The 18,881-nt window shown below is 69.5% G+C and carries 14 protein-coding genes; 8 read left to right on the forward strand and 6 right to left on the reverse strand.

The window, feature by feature from the left end; all coding sequences use genetic code 11:
* Positions 1–177 precede the first annotated feature (177 nt).
* Entirely contained in the window at positions 178–3,003 is a 2,826-nt protein-coding gene (locus ACLJRM_RS10070) for an ATP-binding protein (protein WP_101609589.1), read from the reverse strand.
* A gap of 309 nt (positions 3,004–3,312) precedes the next feature.
* Between ACLJRM_RS10070 and ACLJRM_RS10075 the strand changes: the two genes are divergently transcribed.
* The 4 genes from ACLJRM_RS10075 to ACLJRM_RS10090 all read left to right on the forward strand — a co-directional run bounded on the left by ACLJRM_RS10075 (position 3,313) and on the right by ACLJRM_RS10090 (position 8,132).
* On the forward strand, positions 3,313–4,476 hold the full coding sequence (locus tag ACLJRM_RS10075) for a S8 family peptidase (RefSeq protein ID WP_101609588.1): 1,164 nt from the start codon (positions 3,313–3,315) through the stop codon (positions 4,474–4,476).
* Positions 4,476–6,023, forward strand: a complete 1,548-nt coding sequence (locus ACLJRM_RS10080; RefSeq protein WP_410662863.1) for a S8 family serine peptidase — start codon at positions 4,476–4,478, stop codon at positions 6,021–6,023. The genes ACLJRM_RS10075 and ACLJRM_RS10080 overlap by 1 nt, the downstream gene beginning before the upstream one ends.
* A gap of 72 nt (positions 6,024–6,095) precedes the next feature.
* Positions 6,096–7,619: a phytoene desaturase family protein gene (locus tag ACLJRM_RS10085; protein WP_410662864.1), complete on the forward strand. Its 1,524-nt coding sequence runs from the start codon at positions 6,096–6,098 to the stop codon at positions 7,617–7,619.
* 123 nt (positions 7,620–7,742) lie between these two features.
* Positions 7,743–8,132 (forward strand): Imm1 family immunity protein, encoded by a 390-nt coding sequence (locus tag ACLJRM_RS10090; RefSeq protein ID WP_410662865.1) that lies wholly within the window; start codon positions 7,743–7,745, stop codon positions 8,130–8,132.
* Positions 8,133–8,194: 62 nt separating this feature from the next.
* On the opposite strand, the gene ACLJRM_RS10095 is transcribed toward ACLJRM_RS10090, so the two are convergent.
* Both ACLJRM_RS10095 and yaaA read right to left on the reverse strand, forming a co-directional pair.
* Complete coding sequence (locus ACLJRM_RS10095; protein WP_101609585.1) at positions 8,195–9,646, reverse strand: trypsin-like serine protease; 1,452 nt, start codon at positions 9,644–9,646, stop codon at positions 8,195–8,197.
* An 87-nt stretch (positions 9,647–9,733) separates the two neighbouring features.
* Positions 9,734–10,489, reverse strand: coding sequence for a peroxide stress protein YaaA (yaaA, locus tag ACLJRM_RS10100; protein ID WP_410662866.1), 756 nt, complete (start codon positions 10,487–10,489; stop codon positions 9,734–9,736).
* A 59-nt stretch (positions 10,490–10,548) separates the two neighbouring features.
* Here yaaA and ACLJRM_RS10105 point away from each other — a divergent pair, with 59 nt between their 5' ends.
* Positions 10,549–11,517, forward strand: coding sequence for a GNAT family N-acetyltransferase (locus ACLJRM_RS10105; RefSeq protein WP_410662867.1), 969 nt, complete (start codon positions 10,549–10,551; stop codon positions 11,515–11,517).
* 73 nt (positions 11,518–11,590) lie between these two features.
* Positions 11,591–12,526, forward strand: a complete 936-nt coding sequence (locus ACLJRM_RS10110; RefSeq protein ID WP_101609583.1) for an aminoglycoside phosphotransferase — start codon at positions 11,591–11,593, stop codon at positions 12,524–12,526.
* A 91-nt stretch (positions 12,527–12,617) separates the two neighbouring features.
* Here the strand turns inward: ACLJRM_RS10110 and ACLJRM_RS10115 are convergent, their stop codons facing one another.
* Positions 12,618–13,520, reverse strand: a complete 903-nt coding sequence (locus tag ACLJRM_RS10115; RefSeq protein ID WP_410662868.1) for a 2-hydroxyacid dehydrogenase — start codon at positions 13,518–13,520, stop codon at positions 12,618–12,620.
* 31 nt (positions 13,521–13,551) lie between these two features.
* Positions 13,552–13,905 (reverse strand): VOC family protein, encoded by a 354-nt coding sequence (locus tag ACLJRM_RS10120; protein WP_101609581.1) that lies wholly within the window; start codon positions 13,903–13,905, stop codon positions 13,552–13,554.
* Positions 13,906–14,031: 126 nt separating this feature from the next.
* On the opposite strand from ACLJRM_RS10120, the gene ACLJRM_RS10125 reads away from it, so the two are divergent.
* Together ACLJRM_RS10125 and ACLJRM_RS10130 are read left to right on the forward strand one after the other, a co-directional pair.
* Positions 14,032–15,780, forward strand: a complete 1,749-nt coding sequence (locus tag ACLJRM_RS10125; protein WP_101609580.1) for a proline--tRNA ligase — start codon at positions 14,032–14,034, stop codon at positions 15,778–15,780.
* Positions 15,781–15,965: 185 nt separating this feature from the next.
* The gene (locus ACLJRM_RS10130; RefSeq protein WP_233223018.1) at positions 15,966–16,718 is read left to right on the forward strand and encodes a hypothetical protein; all 753 of its coding nucleotides are present in this window, start codon (positions 15,966–15,968) and stop codon (positions 16,716–16,718) included.
* Here the strand turns inward: ACLJRM_RS10130 and ACLJRM_RS10135 are convergent.
* On the reverse strand, positions 16,655–18,844 hold the full coding sequence (locus ACLJRM_RS10135) for a bifunctional lysylphosphatidylglycerol flippase/synthetase MprF (protein ID WP_410662869.1): 2,190 nt from the start codon (positions 18,842–18,844) through the stop codon (positions 16,655–16,657). The two genes, ACLJRM_RS10130 and ACLJRM_RS10135, sit on opposite strands and share 64 nt — an antisense overlap.
* Between the last annotated feature and the right edge of the window lie 37 nt (positions 18,845–18,881).

Genomic DNA, 18,881 nt, shown 5'->3' on the forward strand with positions numbered 1-18,881 from the left:
CAGATTCGGTGCTCATCGGGTCGATACTGCCAAGTAGCGATACGCACTAGGCACGGAGGCGGCTTTCGCGACGTCTGGTGTCCCGAAAGTGGCTTTCGCGACACGGCCGCTTCGCCACTCACCCCGCCGCCGGCCTCGCTCTCCGACCCCGCCAGGCGCCCTCAACCGAACTGATCCCTAAGCCGACCGCAGCCCCGCCAGCTCGCTCCGCGACCGCACCTTCAGCTTCCGCAAAACGCTCGCGACGTGCTGTTCCACCGTGCGCCGGGACAGGAACAGCACCTCGGCGATCTCCCGGTTGGTGTGCCCGGCGGCCAGCAGCCTGGCGACATCGCGCTCGCGCGGGGACAGTTCGTCGCCGTAACCCCGGCGCCCACGCCGCGAGGGGGCGACGGCGCCGGTGGACCGGAACGCGTGACGGCAGCGTGCGGCGTCACGCGTGGCGCCGAGGTGGTCGAACGCTTCGGCGAGCGCGGCGAACGTCTCCGCGACGTCCTCGTTCATGGCCAGGCGACACCGCGTGGCCCGTTCGGCGATCAGCGCCGCGTGGTACGGCGCGGGGAGGGCGTCGAACCGCGCCCGTGCCTGCTCGAAGGCCTTGATCGCCTCCGCGTGGTCCCCTCGCGACGCCGCGACGAGCCCGCGGTTCGCGGCCAGCGCGGCACGGGTCGACGGCGCGTCGAGGTCGCCGATCTCGCGTTCGAACTCGTCGGTCAGCGCTTGCGCCGCGGCATCCTGCCCGGTGGCGCAGTACGCGTCGACGGCGGCCATCACCAGATCGGCACCCCAGGCCCAGACACCCTTGGCGCGCAAGAGTTCCAGTCCCTTCTCCGCCTGGGTGACGGCGGCCTCGCCGAGGTCCTGCGCGAGCAGCATGCCCGCCATTCCGGCGTGCGCGGCGATCGCGACCGGCGTGAACGCGTTCTCCGGCTGGTCCGCCGCGGTCCCGGCGAACCGGACCGCGGCTTCGTCCCATTCGCCGCGGGCGGCGGCGAGCAGCCCCAGCACCAGGCACAGTTCGCTGGTCACCGGCAGCAGGTCGCGGTACTCGTCGATCAGGGCGTCGGCCCGTTCGGCGAGACCGTCCCAGTTCCCGGTGAGCCAGTCGGTGTGGACCGCCGTCGCGCGCGCCGTGCTGACGACGTACGGCGCCCCGCAGTCGGCGGCCAGCTGCATGCCGCTGCGCAGCAGGCTCCTGGCCCGCCGGTGGTGACCCGTCCAGGCGCAGGCGTCGGCGCTGTTGCAGTGCAGCCGCGCCAGATGCCGCTGCTCGTCGGGTGAGCTGACGCTGGTGGGCGCCCGGTCCAGCATGTCCCAGCCCCGCGCGTCCCCGATGTGCAGCCGCGACGCCGCGTTGTTGGCCAGCAGGATGATCTTCAGTCCCGGGTCGGTCGCCCGGTCGATGAGCCCGTCGACCCGGTCCATCCACCGCCGGTGCTCGTGCAGCGGGGTCGCGCCGACCCAGGGCTGGGCGAGGACGCCCATCCCGCGTCCGGCCAGGTCAGGCCGGTCGGCCAGGTCGTTGACGGCGATTTCGATCTCGGTCCTCGCCGCTTCCAGCCCACCGGCCTGGCGCACCAGCAGAAGCCCGAGCCCCAGCCGGACCTCGCCGCTCAGGCGCCCGGACAGCCTGCCGTCGGTGAGCAGCCGTTCCAGCGCCGGGACGACCTCGGTCTGGGCGAGGCCGTTGCACGCCACCGAACTGAACTTGACCGCCAGTCTGTCCACATCGGACGGTTGCAGTCCCGGTTCGTCGAGCAGGGTGCGGAGCAGATCCGTCGCGGTGGCGAGATCGCCGACCGTCGACGCCTGATCGGCGGCCGCTTCGCCGTACTTCAGGGCTCCGGCCCGGTCGCCCGCCTTACGGCAGTGTTCGGCGAGCCGCACGAGGGACTGCGGGAGCCGGTCGCGCAGCAGCCGCGCGGCCCGCCGGTGCAGTTCCTGCCGGTCGGGGCCGGGGATGGTGCGGTAGACGGCCTGCTGGGCGAGCGCGTGCCGGAAGCCGTATTCGCCCTCGCCGGTCTCCACCAGGACGTTGCGTTCGAGCGCGAGGACGAGCGCGCGATGGGCGCGTTCGGGGGTGAGCGCGGCCGCGGCCGTCAGCAGGTCCGGAGTGGACGGTATGCCGAGGACGGCGGCGGCCTCGGTGATCCGCCGGGCGGCGGGCGGCAGCGCGGTGAGGCGTTCGACGGTCGCTTCACGCAGCAGAGCCGGGACTTCGACCGCGTCGAGCAGGCGCCTCGCGGTCGCGCCGTCGGCGTGCACCGCGCCCTCGATGCCCGCGACCGCGTGCACGACCTCCTCGACCACGAACGGGATCCCCGCGGTCCGCTCGTGCAGCCGCGCGGCGAACTCGGCTGAGACGTTCGCTTCGCCGAGCAACGCCGACACCAGCGCTTGGACGCCGTCGCGGTCCAGCGGCCGGAGCGTGACGAGCACGTGCGCGGTGCCGGGCGCGGGCCGGAAGGCGCTGCCGAGCGGGATACCGCCGGGCGTCTCCTCACGCCGGTAGGTGAGCAGGAGGGTCAGCCCCGGGGGCGGGTCGGTCATCAGGAACCGCAGCAGGCGGCGGGAGCCGTCGTCCGCCCAGTGGAGGTCTTCGATGAGCAGGACGTGCGGGCCCAGCGCGCCGAGCAGTTCCCGGACGGCGCGGAAGAGCCGGTGCCGTTCGGCCCTCGGATCGGCGAGCCGGGCGGGCGGCTGGGGCAGGTAGGCCGCGAGTTCCGGCAGGTAGGGCGCGAGTACCCCGGTCACGGGGTTGAGTTCGCGCGCCGGGCGGACGTCCTTCAGCGCGTCGAAGACCACGCCGTACGGGAAGGGCTCCCGCAACGGCTGGCAGCTTCCGGTGAGGACCGGTCGTCCGGCCAGTTCGGGGCAGGCCAGCAGCTCGGTGGCGAGCCGGGTCTTGCCCACCCCCGCTTCGCCTTCGAGCATGATCACCGACGGCGAGCGCATCGCGCCGTCGAGGATCTCGCCCAGTTCCGCATCACGGCCGACGAGCACGGGCGAACTCGTCCTGCGTCGGCAGCCACCGATCACCATGCCGGGTCACCCCCGCTTCACGAACCACACCGTTCGAGTGAACGCAGCTTAGGCACGTGCTCAGCGATCACGGAACCCGCCCGGACGGTCACGGAACTTTCGTAGGGATGGTGATTTTCCCCATTAGATACGTAGTCCTACGGACCGTTGCCTCGCTTGTTCGCGCAGGTCCCACCACCCGAAAGTGATTCAAGCGTGACTGGTCGTCACGGCGCCGGTCCGGAAACCTGCCGGCGCGAACCACCTGTTCGAGTGAACGGAGCTCAGGAAATGCGTGGAGAACTTCGACGTCACCGGATCGCGGGTGCGGTGCTCACCGGGGCCTGTGTAGCGGCCTCGCTGGCCTTCGCCGGATCGGCGACGGCCGCCGAGGGGCAGATCCGCGGCGCCGGTGTGCCGGGAGCCGTCACTGACGGGTACATCGTCTCGCTGAAGAGCGGCGACGCCGGCCTCGCGGCCAAGTACGGCGGCCAGGTGAAGGCGACTTACACCGCCGCGCTGAACGGCTTCTCGGCGAAGATGACCGAGGCACAGGCCAAGCGGCTCGCCGCCGACCCCAACGTGGACTTCGTCCAGCAGGACGCTGTCGCCCACATGACCGGCACCCAGACCAACCCGACCTGGGGCCTCGACCGGATCGACCAGAAGAACCTGCCGCTGGACAAGAAGTACACCTACCCGAACGACGGTGCCGGTGCGACGGTCTACGTCCTCGACACCGGTGTCGACTACCGCCAGTCGGAGTTCGGCGGCCGTGCGAGCAGCGGTTACGACTTCATCGACAACGACAGCGACGCCAAGGACTGTCAGGGCCACGGCACGCACGTCGCGGGCACCGTCGGCAGCGCCACCTACGGCGTGGCCAAGGGCGCCAAGATCGTCTCGGTCCGCGTGCTGAACTGCCAGGGCAGCGGCCAGTACTCGCAGATCATCAGCGGGATCGACTGGGTCGTGAAGAACGCCAAGGGCCCGTCGGTGCTCACCATGAGCCTCGGCGGACCGGCCGACTCCGGTGTGGACTCCGCCGTGCGCCGCGCGGTCTCGGCGGGCATCACCAACACGGTGGCTTCGGGGAATTCCAACACGGACGCCTGCTCCACCAGCCCGGCCCGCGTGCGTGAGGCCATCACCGTCAACGCCACCCAGAACGACGACCGCCGGTCCACGTTCTCGAACTACGGCAGCTGCACCGACATCTTCGCGCCCGGCACCAACATCACCTCGACCCGTAACGGTGGCGGCACCCAGCAGATGAGCGGTACCTCGATGGCGACCCCGCACGTCGCCGGCGCGGCCGCGATCTACCTGACCTCGCACCCGTCGGCCAACCCGGCCGCCGTGGCCTCCGGTCTGGCGAGCGCCGCCACCAGCGGTGTCGTGACGAGCCCGGGCTCCGGTTCGACCAACAAGCTGCTGAACGTGGCAGGTCTCTGATGCGCCGCGGCGTGCGGGCCGGTGTGGTGGCCTTCGCGGCCACCGCGCTGGCCGCGCTCGCCGCAGGCAACGCCGTCGCCGCGCAGGCGGAAGGCGTTGTCGTGCAGGCGAACCAGCACTACGGGAACCAGTACATCGTGGTGCTCCACGATGTCGGCACCATGGCGGTCGAGCAGTCTTCGGCCTCCTTGACCGGCCGCTACGGCGGCGAAGTCCGGTCGGCGTACAAGAACGTGCTCCGCGGCTTCTCGGTCAAGGGCATGTCCGAGCAGCAGGCCCGGCGGCTCGCGGCCGATCCCGCGGTCAAGGCGGTCTACCAGGACGGCACCGCGCGTGCCGTCGGCACGCAGACCAACCCCACCTGGGGCCTCGACCGGATCGACCAGAAGAACCTGCCGCGCGACAAGAGCTTCACCTATCCGAACACGGGTGAGGGCGTCACCGCGTACGACATGGACACCGGCATCAACCCGGAGAACCCGGAGTACGAAGGCCGCGCGTCCATCGGCAAGGACTTCGTGGGCGGCAACGGGAAGGACTGCAACGGGCACGGCAGTCACACCGCGGGCACCATCGGCAGCAAGACCTACGGCGTGGCCAAGAAGGTCAAGATCGTCGGGCTGAAGGTGCTGGGCAACGACTGTTCGGGCAACGGTCCCGACTCCGCCATCGTCGACGCGGCCGAATGGCTGACCGCGAACGGCACCAAACCGGCGGTGGCGAACCTGAGCCTGCGGATGGACCAGGTCGGGCTCGGCGACGACGTCATCAAGAAGTCCATCGCGGCGGGCTTCGTCTACGCGGTGGCGGCGGGCAACGAGAACCAGAACGCCTGCAACGTCAGCCCCGCCCGCATCCCCGAGGCGATCACGGTCGGCGCCTCGGACGAGAACGACAACAAGGCGTCGTTCTCCAACCACAGTTCGTGCGTGGACATCTTCGCCCCTGGCAACAACATCACGTCGTTGTCCACGTCCAACGGTGGTTCGGCGAACATGAGCGGCACTTCGATGGCCACGCCGCACGTGGCGGGCGCGGCGGCGCTGTACCTGTCCGCCAACTCCGGCGCCACCGCGCAGCAGACGCGGGACGCGCTGGTGAACAACTCCTCGGACGGTGTGCTCAAGGGCCTGCCGAGCGGGACGGTGAACAAGCTGCTGAACGTGTCGTTCATCGGCGGTGGCGGCCCCGGCCCGAAGTGCGGGGCGAAGTCGAACACCACACCGGTGTCCATTCCGGACGCGGGTGACGCGGTGACCAGTTCGGTGACGCAGGAAGGCTGCGACGGCAAGGCGTCGGCGACGCTGCCGGTCAAGGTCGACATCGCGCACACCTACACCGGTGACCTGGCGATCGACCTGATCGGGCCGAGTGGCGCGGTGTTCGCGCTCAAGCCAGCGGGAGGGATCGGCGAGGCGAGTGGCGTGCACACGTCGTACACGGTGAACGCCTCGTCCGAACCGGCGAACGGGACCTGGAAACTGCGGGTCCGTGACGTTCACCGGTTCGACAGCGGGACGATCGAAGGATTCTCCATCACCTTCTGAGTCCTTGCGAACGGCGGTGCGCCGCGGTCACGATGACCGCGGCGCACTGTCGTTTTCGCTGGGAGGCTTGTGATGGAGTCCTATGACGCCGTGATCGTCGGTGGCGGGCACAACGGCCTGGTCGCGGCGGCCTACCTGGCCAGGGCGGGCCGGTCGGTGCTGGTGCTGGAACGCCGTGACGAGGTCGGCGGGGCGGCGGTGTCCTTCCGGGCCTTCGCCGGGGTCGACGTCCGGCTTTCGCGGTACTCGTACCTGGTGAGCCTGCTGCCGCGCAAGGTCATCGCGGACCTCGGGCTCGAACTCGATCTCAGGCGGCGGAGGATGTCGTCGTACACGCCCGTCGGCGACAGCGGTCTCCTTGTCGACACGGGCGACGAGGGGCGCACGGCGGCGTCGTTTTCCGCGCTCACCGGGTCCACAAAGGACTTCGAGGCGTGGCGGCGGTTCTACGCGATGACCTCCCGGGTCGCGGAGCGGACGTTCCCCACGCTGACCGAACCGTTGCTCTCCAGGGAGGAGCTGCGCTCGGGCATCGATCCGGAAGCCTGGGACGCGCTGTTCGAACGGCCGGTCTCCGAAACACTCACTGAGATGTTCGGCGACGACATCGTCCGCGGTGTCGTCCTGACCGACGCGCTGATCGGGACCTTCGCCGACGCCGGCGATTTCCGGCAGAACCTCTGCCTGCTCTACCACGTGATCGGCAACGAGACCGGCGATTGGGACGTCCCGGTGGGCGGGATGGGCGCGGTGACCGGCGCGCTCGCGTCGGCCGCGCGGGCGGCCGGGGCACGGCTCGTGACGGGCACCGAGGTGCTGTCCATCGACCCGGACGGCTCGGTGCGCTACCGGCTCGCCGACGACGAGTTCGCCGTGCGCGGCGGTCACGTGCTGGCCAACGTCGCGCCGCGGACACTCGCGCGGTTGCTGGGCGAGGAGCCGCCGGAGGCGCCGGAAGGCGCGCAGCTCAAGGTGAACATGGTGCTCTCACGGCTGCCGCGGTTACGCGATTCGAGCGTCGACCCGCGTGAGGCGTTCGGGGGCACGTTCCACGTCAACGAAAGCTACGGGCAGTTGGCGACGGCGTACGCGGAGGCCGCCGCGGGCGAGATCCCGTCGCTGCCGCCGTGTGAGATCTACTGCCACTCGCTGACCGACCCGTCGATCCTCGGCCCGGCCGAACAGACCGCCGGCGTGCAGACGTTGACGCTCTTCGGCCTGCACATGCCCGCGCGATTGTTCGAGGGGCGCAACGACGCCGCGCGTGAAGCGGCGTTGCAAGCGACTTTGTCCTCTTTGGACAGTGTGCTGGCCGAACCGATCGAGGACTGTGTGCTGCGTTCACCGGACGGCCGGTTGTGCATCGAGGCGAAGACACCGCTGGATCTCGAAGCCGAACTGGGGCTGCCCGCGGGGCACATCTTCCATCGCGATCTGTCGTGGCCTTACGCGGCCGATGCGGCTCAGGTGGGGAAGTGGGGTGTCGAGACGGCGCACGAACGGGTGCTGCTCTGCGGTGCGGGCGCCGTGCGGGGCGGTGGCGTCTCGGGGATTCCTGGGCACAATGCCGCGATGGCGGTGCTCGCCCGGTCCTGATGTCATGAAGCCGAAGGGGAGGCACCTTTGAGCGACATCGAAGCGGTCGCTGACTTGCTACACGATCACCGTGTACGGGACGGATGGCTTCGTGAAGACCTACACCGGAGGGGGTTCACCACGATGGCGGTAATCGCCTACTACACCCGCGACGGGGAAGAACTCACCAGTCCGGCCGATGCGGACGCGCTGCTTTCTCGCATGGCCGAAGCCCAGGGCCCTGGCGAGTTGCCACGGATGGCTGCGATCGAACACGAGGAATCCGGTGAAGTCCTCGACGTAGGCGTCAACGGTGCTCATGGGTTCGTCGCGCATATCGGCCTGACCGGCGGTAGCGCAATCAGTACGAACGGATCAGACGCACCGGGGACCGTCGAGTACGACGAGCAGGCGCATGTTCGCGTAATACCCGCCGTCGCCGAGATCCCGGTCGACCAGGTCCGCGAAGCCGTCCGCCGATTCGTCAAGTCAGGTGGCGCACGACCCGACAACATCACGTGGGCTGACGTCTAGCGCGTGAAGGTCCCCTTCCCCGGCTCAGCCGGGGGAAGGGGACCTTCACGCGCAAAGCGGGGCTACTGGACGGTGAGGGTGTAGGTCGCCGTCGAGGTCTTGCCCGCCGAGTCCGTCGCGGTGACGGTCACCGGGTACGTGCCGCGCTGGAACGGCGCGACCACCTGCATGGTCGAGCTGCCGCCGCTCGAGATCGTCTTCGGGTTGAAGAACGGCGCGAACGGCAGGCCCTGTCCGGACGCCGACAGCGTGATCGTTCCGGTCCCGCCGGTGGCGGAAACCGTGACGTTGCTGAAGAACCCGGGCTGGGCGGTCCCGCTGCCGGGGCTCACGCTCACCTGGAGGTTGCCGGGCTGCGGCCCGCCTTCACCGACGGTCAGCGTCAGCTTCGTGGTCGCCGTGTCGGTGGTTCCCTTGCCCGAGATCGTGACCGCGTAGTCCTTTTCGGCCGTCCCGGCGGGAACCTCGATGCTCACCTTGGCCGACTCGCCCGAGGTGATGGACGCGGGCTGGAACGTGGCCTTCGCGCCGTCCGGAAGCCCTGACGCGCTCAGGTCGACCTTCTCCGCGCCGTTCTTGCCCGGCTTGCTGGTCACCGTGGCCGAGACGTACTTGCCCGGCTCGACCTTGAGCGAGGACGGCGTCACCGCGAGGGAGAACGTCTCCGGGTTGTTCGGCTCGCCGATCTGCTGCTTGACCCAGTCGCCCATGTCGTTGTTGAGCCTGCCGTACACGCTGTACCACTTGAAGTCGCTGCGGCTCCACGACGCGACGCCGACGATCTTGCCGTCCACGACCAGCGGCCCGCCGCTGTCGCCCGGCAGGATCGTGACGTGGCCGTCGCTGTAGCCGCTGCAGATCATCGTCGCGTCTTTGAAGCCCGCGCCGACACCGTTGCAGCTGCTGCCCTGCACGATCGGCAGGGTGAACTTGTGCAGTTCGACGTTCGCGGGACTGTCGTCGTGGTTCTTCTTGCCGTAGCCGAGCCCGAGCCCGGACTTGCCCGGCTTGTTCAGGTCCGTGTCGGCCGACGTCGCGACCTTCGCGTACTGACCGCCCGGCACCGGGATGTCGGCGTCGGTGGTGACCACCGCGACGTCGTACCCCTGGTCGAAGTTGACGTACTTCGGGTGCTTCTCGTAGCTGACGACGCCGATCTTCGTTCCGCCACCGGCGTTGAGATCGTCCAGCCCGTAGAGGAACGACTTCGCGCCCGCGGCGTCCTTGCAGTGCGCGGCGATCAGGATCTTGCGCGGCGCGACGACCGAGCCGGTGCAGGTCTGGCCCTGTGGTCGCGTCCCGCCTTCGCGCAGGCCCGCGATGATGAACGGGTGGTCCTTGACGGAGGCCGGGGTGCCGCCGATGGAGTTCGTGTGGAGTCCACCGGGGACGATCGCTTGGTCCGTCGGGGTGACGGCTGGCAGGTTCGCGGCCGCGGCAGGCGCGGGCAGGAGGACCGAGAGGCAGCCGAGGGTGGCGGTGGCGATCCCCAGAAGCCGTTGTCTTCTGTTCACGGTTGTTCCTTTCCAGATGGCTGGAAATCACTTTCCGCATGTGCCACCGGCGGAACAATCGAGGAAGAAGCCCGTAGGGGTACTGAACTAATGCGGCCCGTCTCCGGTGAGCAGCTCCAGACTGTGGTCACCGGTGCGCTCGACGTCGAGGCCCGCCTTGGACAGCACCCGCAGCAGCTGTTCCACAGTGGACGGTTCGCTGCGGGACTTCACCAGCTCCGCGGCCAGCCGTCCCTTGTACGCCTTGTTGAAGTGGCTCACCGTGGTCCGGTTGCCCTTCGCGTCCTCGGTCACCACACGGACGGTCACCGCGTCCGGCCGGAGTTTCGCCAGCGCCGAGTAGGTCCCGGAACGCAGGTCGACGACGAGCCCCTCGATGCCCTGGAGCACCGGTTCGAGCGTCGGCTTCCACACGCTGCGGATGGTCCCGAGCGACGGCAGCGCGTTCCCGCCGGAAAGCCGGTACGCGGGGATCGGGTCGGTCGCCGCGACCACCCCGAACAGCGCCGAAGCGACGGCGAGGCGCTTCTCGGCCTTCGCCAGCGTCGCCTTGGTGAAGGACTTGACGTCGAGCGCGTCGTAGAGCACCCCGGTGTAGCGGCGCAGCCCCGGCATCGTGGGCGAGGTCCACAGCTCGGCGTTGCGGGCGACCTCGTCGGCCTGCCGTGGCGTGATGCCGAGCGCGGCGACACTGGCCGGGACATCGCCCGCCAGTTCGACGAGCGCGTCGGCCAGCTTCGCCCTGGTCGGATTCAGTTCCGGGAACGACAGGGCGCCGAGGTCCAGCGGCGCGCCGGTGCCACCGGCGGCCTTGGTTTCGGAAGGGGGGAGCAGCACGAGCACCACGGAAGCGTAACTAAATGGAGTGCGTCACCCCGAGGCGCGGGCTTAGCCTCGTCCGCATGAGCCTGACCTGGCGCCCGCTGACCCTGGACGACATGCCGCGACTGGCCGAGACCTTCGCCGAGGCGGAGCGTGTCGAGCCGATCGAGGAGCACTACAGCGCGGAGGATCTCGCCGAAGAGATCGGCTCGCCGACGGTGGACCTGCCGACGGCGTCCACCAGCGCCTGGGACGGCGGCAAACTGGTCGCCTACGGCCTGCTCAGGAAACGTGACGCGGCGGATCCGGTGCACATGATGCGGGTCGAGACACTCGTTCACCCCGAGTACCGCGACGACGCGATCGCCGCGCACCTCACCGGCTGGTTCGTGGAGGCGGGAAAGCGCCTCCACGCGAAGTCCCACCCGGACGTGCCACTGGAACTGCACGCCGCGGCCAACACCAAGCAGCGCTGGCTCTCCGAGGTCCTCGTCGACTCCGGGTACGAGCACGCCCGGTGGTTCGTCGACATGCGCGCCGACCTCGACGCGATCCCGCCGGTCAAGCCGCTGCCCGAAGAGTTCCCGCTCGTCACGTACGAGGACAAGTACGAAGCCTTCACCCTTCGGTCCCGCAACGAGACCTTCGCGGACCACTGGGGGAGCACGGAGCAGTCTCCGGAGGCGTGGCGGCATCTGGTGGTCGGCGGGAAGGATTTCCAGCCGGACCTGTCGTTCCTGCTGCTGAGCCCGGAGCGTGACCGAGTGGTCGCGATGGTGCTGAGCGCGTTCTTCGCCTCCGACGAGGCCGCCACGGGTGTGAAGGACCTGTATGTCAGTCACGTCGCGACGGACGCGGCCCTTCGCGGGCGCGGCATCGCGGGCGCGCTGCTCGGGCACACGATCATCCAGGCCAAGGCGAAGGGCTTCCAGCGGGCTTCGCTCAACGTGGATCAGGACAACAGCCACCGCGCCCTCGGTGTCTACGAACGTGTCGGCTTCAGCGAGCATCAGCGCTGGGCCGGGTACGTGAAGCCCGTTCCGACCTGACCGGTTGTCACCCGAAAGGGTGGATTTGGGTACAGTCGATCTTCTCGGAGAGATCGCTGGGGGTGGTAGGGCGTTGCCGGTTTCCGCACGCCTCGGCTGGCATGACCTGCCTTCGGCGACGCGTGACACCGTGGAGCGTGAGCTCGGGTCGGTAGTCCGCCGTTCGCTGTGGCAGACCCCGGAATTCGACGGCGGTGTCTCCGCGAGGCTCGAGCTCGACCGCGGTCATCGCTGGGTCTTCCTGAAGGCGATCCCGGCGAACAGCCCGCGCGCGGGCGGCTACCGGACGGAGGCCGCCATCGCGCGACGGTTGCCGCCGGAGGCGCCCACGCCGAAGCTGCTGTCCTTTGTGGACGGCGAGTGGCTGGTGCTCGCGTTCGCCGACTTCGACGGCACCAGGCCGAACCTGCGCCCGGGGTCGCCGGACCTCTCCGCGGTCCTGGCCACCTTCGGCGCACTCGGGCGCACGCTCACGCCGTGCCCGCTGCCCGATGTCCCGGACGCCCTCGACGATCTCGGCCCGCTCCTGCGCGGCTGGCACGAACTGGCGAAGGAGCCGCCCGGCGATCTCGACGGCTGGGCCGTCCGCAACCTCGACAGGCTCGTCCAGCTGGAGACGTCATGGCATCCCTGGTCGGCAGGGGACACGTTGCTGCACAACGACATCCAGCCCGAATACCTGGTGCGGACCGGACCGGGCCGGGTGCTCGTCACCAACTGGCGTTATCCGGCGAGAGGCGCGGGCTGGCTCGACCTGGTCGCGCTCGTGCCGTATCTGCTCGACGCCGGGCACGAGCCCGCCGACGTCGACCGCCTGCTGCGGCGGCGCCCCGTGCTGTCCGGCGTCCCGGTGTGGGCGGTCACCGCGTTCGGCGTCGCCTTGGCCGGGCACACCGAACGCGCGAGCCGACTTCCGGAACCACCCGCGACGACCGGGGTCCGCGCGGCGCAGCGCCGGCTCGCCGCGGCCATGCGCGACTGGCTCGCCTACCGCACCCACTGGCCCTAGACGCTCGGTCCGACCGGGCTGAAGGACGCTTTCCCCGCATGCCATGCGGCCAAAGCGCCCTTCACCGCGTGAGACGCGGGGAAAGCGTCCTTCAGCCGACCACGTTCAGCGGCTCTTCCCCGGCGACGTACCGGCGCAGCTGCTCGGCCACCAGCCGCTTCGCGCGCGGGTAGAACGACGCCGACCCGCCCGCGATATGCGGCGTGATGACGACCCCCGGCGCCGTCCACAGTGGATGCCCTGCGGGCAGCGGCTCCGGATCGACGACGTCCAGTGCCGCGCGCAAGCGCCCGGTGACGGTCTCGGCGGTGAGCGCCGCGGTGTCGATCGCCGAGCCCCGCCCGACGTTCACCACCAGGGCTCCGTCCGGCAGCGCGGCGAGTTCCGCGGTGCCGAACAGTCCCGTGGTCGCGGGCGTCTCGGGCAGGATCAGGACCACGATGTCGGCGGACGGCAGCAGCGCCGCCAGTTCGCCGACGCCGTGGACCCGCTCCGCGGGACGCGCCGTGCTCGCCACCCTGGTCACGACCGCTTCGGCCGCGATCAGCTGTCGCTCGATGGCCTGGCCGATCGAGCCGTGGCCGACCAGCAGCACCCGGCTGTCGGCCAGCGAACGCGTGTGTTCGCGAGCCCACGAGCCCGTCGCCTGCTGCGCGAACCAGCGCGGCAGATCCCGCTGCGACGCGTGGATCAGCGCCAGCGTGTGCTCGGCCACGCTGAGGTCGTGCAGGCCGCGGCCGTTGGCCAGCTTCACCCCCGCCGGCACCAGCGGGACCAGCCCCTCCACCCCGGCCGAAAGCGACTGCACGAGCTTCAGCGACGGCAGCCTGTCGATCAGCTTCGTCGGCTCCGCCCCGGTGTCGTACGGCAGCACGTAGACCTCGACGTCGTCGAGGCCGCCCTCCGGCAGCGGTCCGATGCCGTCGTACAGCCGGACACCCAGGCCTTCCGGTAGCTCGATGTCGGCCCAGGGAAGGATGGCTCGCTCCGTCATACCGCCATTCTGACCATCGGGACCGCCCTCACTACCCGTGGGTCGCGACGCAGAATTCGTTGCCTTCGGGATCGGCCAGCACCGTCCAGGCGATACCCGGCATCTTCTGCTCGTCCACCTGCTTCGCACCCAGTCCGGTCAGGCGCTCCACCTCCTTCTCTCTGTCCTCGGCGCCGAAGTCCATGTGGACCCGGTTCTTGCCCACCCGCGGCTCCGGCACGCGCTGGAACGCGAACACCGGCCCGTTCTCCACCTTGGGGTGCAGGATCAGGAACTCGCCGTCGTGGTCCTGGTCCACCTCGACCCCGAGCGCCTTCGTCCAGAACGCCGCGAGCCCGCGCGGATCCGCGCAGTCGATCGTGATCATGCCCAGTTCGATACCCATGGCGGCACGCTAGCGGCACCCACCGACAAATCCGAGCGCCTGCGATAACCGGTTGAAGAGCCCAGGGGAGGGGTGACTACGCTGCGCAGAACGTCTCAGCACGTAATTCCAGCGAGGAGCCCAGAAGTGATCACCAGGATGTCGTCGTTGTTCCTTCGCACCCTGCGTGAGGATCCGGCGGACGCCGAGGTACCGAGCCACCGGCTCCTGGTACGCGCCGGCTACGTCCGCCGGGTCGCCCCGGGCGGTTACTCCTGGCTGCCGCTGGGCCTGCGGGTGCTGCGCCGGATCGAGAACGTCGTCCGCGAAGAGATGAACGCCTTCGGTGCGCAGGAGATCCAGTTCCCCGCGCTGCTGCCGAAGGAGCCCTACGAGGCCACCGGCCGCTGGACCGAGTACGGCGACGCGCTGTTCCGTCTCAAGGACCGCAAGGGCGCCGACTACCTCCTCGGCCCGACGCACGAAGAACTCTTCGCGCTCACCGTGAAGGGTGAATTCAACTCGTACAAGGACTATCCCGTCGTCCTGTACCAAATCCAGACCAAGTACCGCGACGAAGCGCGTCCCCGCGCCGGCATCCTGCGCGGCCGCGAGTTCGTCATGAAGGACTCCTACTCCTTCGACCTCGACGACGAGGGCCTCGCGAAGTCGTACGAGCTGCACCGTCAGGCGTACACCAAGCTGTTCGACCGTCTCGGCATCGAATACGTCGTCGTGAAGGCGACTTCGGGCGCGATGGGCGGCTCGGCCTCCGAGGAGTTCCTCGCCGTCGCCGAGACCGGTGAGGACACCTACGTCCGCAGCACCGAATCGGGTTACGCGGCCAACGTCGAAGCGGTCACCACGCCCGCTCCCGAGGCCAAGCCGATCGAGGGCCTGCCCGAGGCGAAGACCCACCACACGCCGAACACGCCGACCATCGAGTCGCTGGTCGCGTTCCTGAACGACGCGGACCTCGGCCGCACCTTCACCGCGGCGGACACGCTCAAGAACGTCCTGGTCAAGACCCGCCAGCCGGGCGCGAAGGAGTGGGAGCTGCTGGCCATCGGCCTCCCGGGCGACCGCGAGGTCGACACGAAGCGCCTCGAAGCCTCGCTCGAGCCCGCCGAGTTCGAACTGCTCGAAGAGGCCGACTTCAAGAAGAACCCCTTCCTCGTCAAGGGCTACATCGGCCCGAAGGCGCTGAAGGACAACGGCGTCCGCTACCTGCTCGACCCGCGTGTCGTCGAAGGCACCGCCTGGGTCACCGGCGCCGACGAGCGCGACCACCACGTGGTCGACCTGGTCGCGGGCCGCGACTTCACCGGTGACGGCGTCATCGAGGCCGCCGAGGTCCGCGAAGGCGACGCCTCGCCCGACGGCAAGGGCACCCTGGTCGCCGCGCGCGGCATCGAGATCGGGCACATCTTCCAGCTGGGCCGCAAGTACGCCGACGCGTTCTCGCTGGACGCGCTGGGCCCGGACTCCAAGCCCATCCGCATCACCATGGGTTCCTACGGTGTCGGCGTCTCGCGGCTGGTCGGCGTGCTCGCCGAGCAGAACCACGACGATCTCGGCATCATCTGGCCGCGCGAGGTCTCGCCGTTCGACGTGCACGTCGTCATCGCGGGCAAGGACGAGACGATCGCCGCCGGCGCGGAGAAGCTCGCCGCCGAACTGGACGCCGCCGGGATCGAGGTCGTCCTCGACGACCGCAAGGCCTCCCCGGGCGTGAAGTTCGCGGACGCCGAACTCGTCGGCGTGCCGACCATCCTGGTGGTCGGCCGCGGTCTGGCGAACGGTGTCGTCGAGGTCAAGGACCGCCGCACCGGAGACCGCGAAGAGATCGCCGTCGACGCGGTCGTGGAGCACCTGGTCAAGCTCGTCCGCTCGTAATGTTCGGCAAAAAGCGCGGGGACTCCCCGGGCTATGAGGACAAACAGGCGCTGAGCGGGTTCGGGGGCTACGAGCCCTCGGACTCGCCCGGCTACACGCCGTCGCCTGTCGAACCCGTGTCAGAACCCACGCTGGAACCTTCGAAACCGGCGAAGCAGCCGATGTCGCGAAGCGGGCGAAGGGCCATGTACGGCTTCTTCGCCACGCTCGGCGTCATCGCGGTCGCCGCCTTGGCGAACAACGGCTCGGACCGGTCGTCGAGCAGCAGTACGCCGACCACCCGCGCGCCGGTCGTCTACACGCCTTCGCCGCGCGTCGTCGCGCCGCCGGTGACCGACGGCTGGCAGTCGGTGGCCGGAGCCGACGGTCTCGTCGCGTATGACGTCCCGCCGAACTGGACGCCGAAACCCGGCACGATCCACGGCTGGGAGAAGACCGCGCTCGTCCCCGGTATCTCCATGTTCTCCAGCGCTTTCGTCGGCGACGACTACTGCCCGGCGGTCAAGGGGAGCAGGGTCGGGGGCAGCGGATTGACGACCGTGAAGGTCGCCGACGCGCCCGGCGCCGCGAACAAAGCCTTGTACGACCTCGTGGTGAGCGCGTACAACCCCGAGGAAGGCCCGTTGTCGGCCAAGATCGTCGCGGACCCGCCGCAGCAGGCGGAGTTCACGCTCGGCACCGGCAAGAAGGCCCCCGCGAACATCCTGATCGCCGAGGTGACCCTCGGGTACACCGGGACTTGCATCCCGAAGCGCGCCCTCGTCGGCGTGCAGGCGGTGGACATGGGCGACGCGTCCGCCGCCCTGCTCGTCTATTCGGACCAAGACCAGCAGGGCAGTGCGGATCGCGAGCAGATCTTGAAGATCCTCAAGACCTACCGGGGTGTCCCGGAAGCCGATCGCAAGACCATCACGCCGCCGCCTTCGACGCTGCGCTGATCTTTTTGGGGCTGGGGCTTCTTACCGGAGCGGGCGAGCTTCGCCAGCCGCAGCAGACCCGTGTTCGGCAGGTAAGCCCGGCCGAGCGCGATCCCGATCCGCGGCAGATCCGCCTCGTCGCGGAACGCGAGGTACAGCGGGACGTGGCGCGGCTGGAACTTCGCCTTGAACGCGTGCAGTGAACGGAAGCCGTAGAACGGTTCCATCATCGTGCCGAGCGCGTCCAGAACCCGTTCGACGGCATGCGCGGGCTCGCCGGAGCTCGCCAGCGGGGCACCGGACAGCGACACGAACTTCGCGCCTTCCTCGCGGAAGGCCAGGCACGACGACGCGATCAGGAACTCCATCGACGGGCGGAATCCGTCGGCGCGTTTGCGCATGACGTCGAGCGTCCACCCGCCGATCGCGCCGGCACCGGTGTACACCGGCAGCCAGGACGTCACGCCGTGGACCACGCCGTCGGCGTCGACGGCGAGACCGACGCGGGTCTCCGGGTCCATCGCCTCGTCGACCCCGCCGAGGGTGAAGCCCATTTCGGGCATGCCCTTGTCGCTGATCCACTCCTCGGAGATCGCGCGGACCTGCGAGATCACCGCGCGCGGCTGATCGGCGAGCCGGACCAGCCGGAACTCGATGCCGTCCTTCTTGGCGCGGTTGATCGCGGTCCGGACGTCCTGCCAGCGCTTGCCGCGGAACTCCAGCGTCTCGAGTTCGATCAGGGTGTCCTCGGCGACCTGGACGTGCTTCCAGCCGAGTTCCTTGGTCGTGGCGGTGGTTTCGCCGGTGGCGGAGAACAGGCACGGCACGAGGCCGGTGTTCTCGCACATCGTGATGAACTCGGCGATCGTGCGGTCGCCCGCGCCGTCCGGGGCGATCGGGTCGCCGAGAGCGATCGCGACACCGGCGTGGCGCCGGTAGGCGAGGTAGGACTTGCCGTCCGCGGCGACGAAGTACGAGTTCTGCGGCCACGTCGTCATCCACGAAAGCGTGCTTCCGCCGTGACGGCTGAGCAGCGTGCGGGCCAGCGCGGGGTTGCCCATCCGGCCGAGGCGGCGGCGTTTCCGCCGTGACGGCACGCGGAAGGCGCCCCTCGAGGAGACCAGCAGCGCGAACTCGACCGTCCACAGGAGATTGTCCACGAAGAACAGCGGCGGATCCGAAAGCCCGGTGTCCTCACCGAGGACCTCGGCCAGCGCGAGCACCCCGCCGTAGGCCATCACCTGAAGGATGACGAACGAGGTCAGGATCATCGCGCACCACCAGGCGACCTGGCTGCCCTTGCGCAGGCCGTTCATGATCGGCACCACGATCAGGCACAGGATGACGACTTCCCAGGTGGACAGCGAAAGTTCCTCGGACGAACCGAAGGGGCCGTTGCCTGGGACGAAGGACATCACCAGTTCGGCGACCGTCAGCACCAGCAGGCCCGCCACGACGTAGAACCGCCACTCGCGCAGGCTCGGCCGCCGTTCGCGGACGGAATCCCTCGAAGCGACGAACTTGCGCCCGAACGGCAGGGCCAGGACGAGAGCGAAGAAGTGCACTAGGTCGGCGAGCGTGCCGACGAAGATGATCGCGATCCCGGCGTAGACGCACAGCCCGGCGCGCAACCGCAGGCGCCACGGCGGGCGCAGGGTGGCGCTGGCGACCGCGACCGCGGCGAGCGCGCCCCCGGAGAACCCGACGTCGAGGCTGCCCGCGACCCGTTCCGCCCACTCCCAGCCGGAGTTGCGGCTCAGCGCGAGGAACTGGACCGCGACCAGCACGCTGACGAACTGACCGCCGATGGCGACGGCCATCGCCCGGCGCGTGCCGAGCCGCCATTCCGCGAACCCGGCGAACAACGCGAAGCTGAGCACCATCGGCAGGTAGTAGAGCGGGACGACCGCGAACAGCGGTCCGGTGAGCACGGTCCACCAGCGGCCTGATTCGAGCGACGGCAGCCCATAGGCGATGTACGGATACACCGCGCGATCCTCGGCGGCCGACCAGAGCGCGCCCGTGGCCAAGGCGAGCGCGAGCATGGTCACCGTGACGAGGGTCGTGAAAGGCAGCCGGTGCCTCAGCACCGTGGCGATCTTGTGCGTCCGGCCCGGCGCGGCCGTCCCGCTTCCCCCTGTTGGCATGGGAATCAAGGTAGGCGCGGGAGCCGGTCGGACACAT

The sequence above is a fragment of the Amycolatopsis sp. lyj-84 genome (genome assembly GCF_046549075.1).
Classification (GTDB): Bacteria; Actinomycetota; Actinomycetes; order Mycobacteriales; family Pseudonocardiaceae; genus Amycolatopsis.

Excerpts from the sequence above, each read along its gene's own strand:
- ACLJRM_RS10130 (WP_233223018.1), top strand. The coding sequence starts at position 15,966 with ATGTACGGCTTCTTCGCCACGCTCGGCGTCATCGCGGTCGCCGCCTTG.
- ACLJRM_RS10085 (WP_410662864.1), top strand. The coding sequence starts at position 6,096 with ATGGAGTCCTATGACGCCGTGATCGTCGGTGGCGGGCACAACGGCCTG.
- ACLJRM_RS10080 (WP_410662863.1), top strand. The coding sequence starts at position 4,476 with ATGCGCCGCGGCGTGCGGGCCGGTGTGGTGGCCTTCGCGGCCACCGCG.
- ACLJRM_RS10105 (WP_410662867.1), top strand. The coding sequence starts at position 10,549 with ATGAGCCTGACCTGGCGCCCGCTGACCCTGGACGACATGCCGCGACTG.
- ACLJRM_RS10075 (WP_101609588.1), top strand. The coding sequence starts at position 3,313 with ATGCGTGGAGAACTTCGACGTCACCGGATCGCGGGTGCGGTGCTCACC.
- ACLJRM_RS10090 (WP_410662865.1), top strand. The coding sequence starts at position 7,743 with ATGGCGGTAATCGCCTACTACACCCGCGACGGGGAAGAACTCACCAGT.
- ACLJRM_RS10120 (WP_101609581.1), bottom strand. The coding sequence starts at position 13,905 with ATGGGTATCGAACTGGGCATGATCACGATCGACTGCGCGGATCCGCGC.
- ACLJRM_RS10115 (WP_410662868.1), bottom strand. The coding sequence starts at position 13,520 with ATGACGGAGCGAGCCATCCTTCCCTGGGCCGACATCGAGCTACCGGAA.
- ACLJRM_RS10135 (WP_410662869.1), bottom strand. The coding sequence starts at position 18,844 with ATGCCAACAGGGGGAAGCGGGACGGCCGCGCCGGGCCGGACGCACAAG.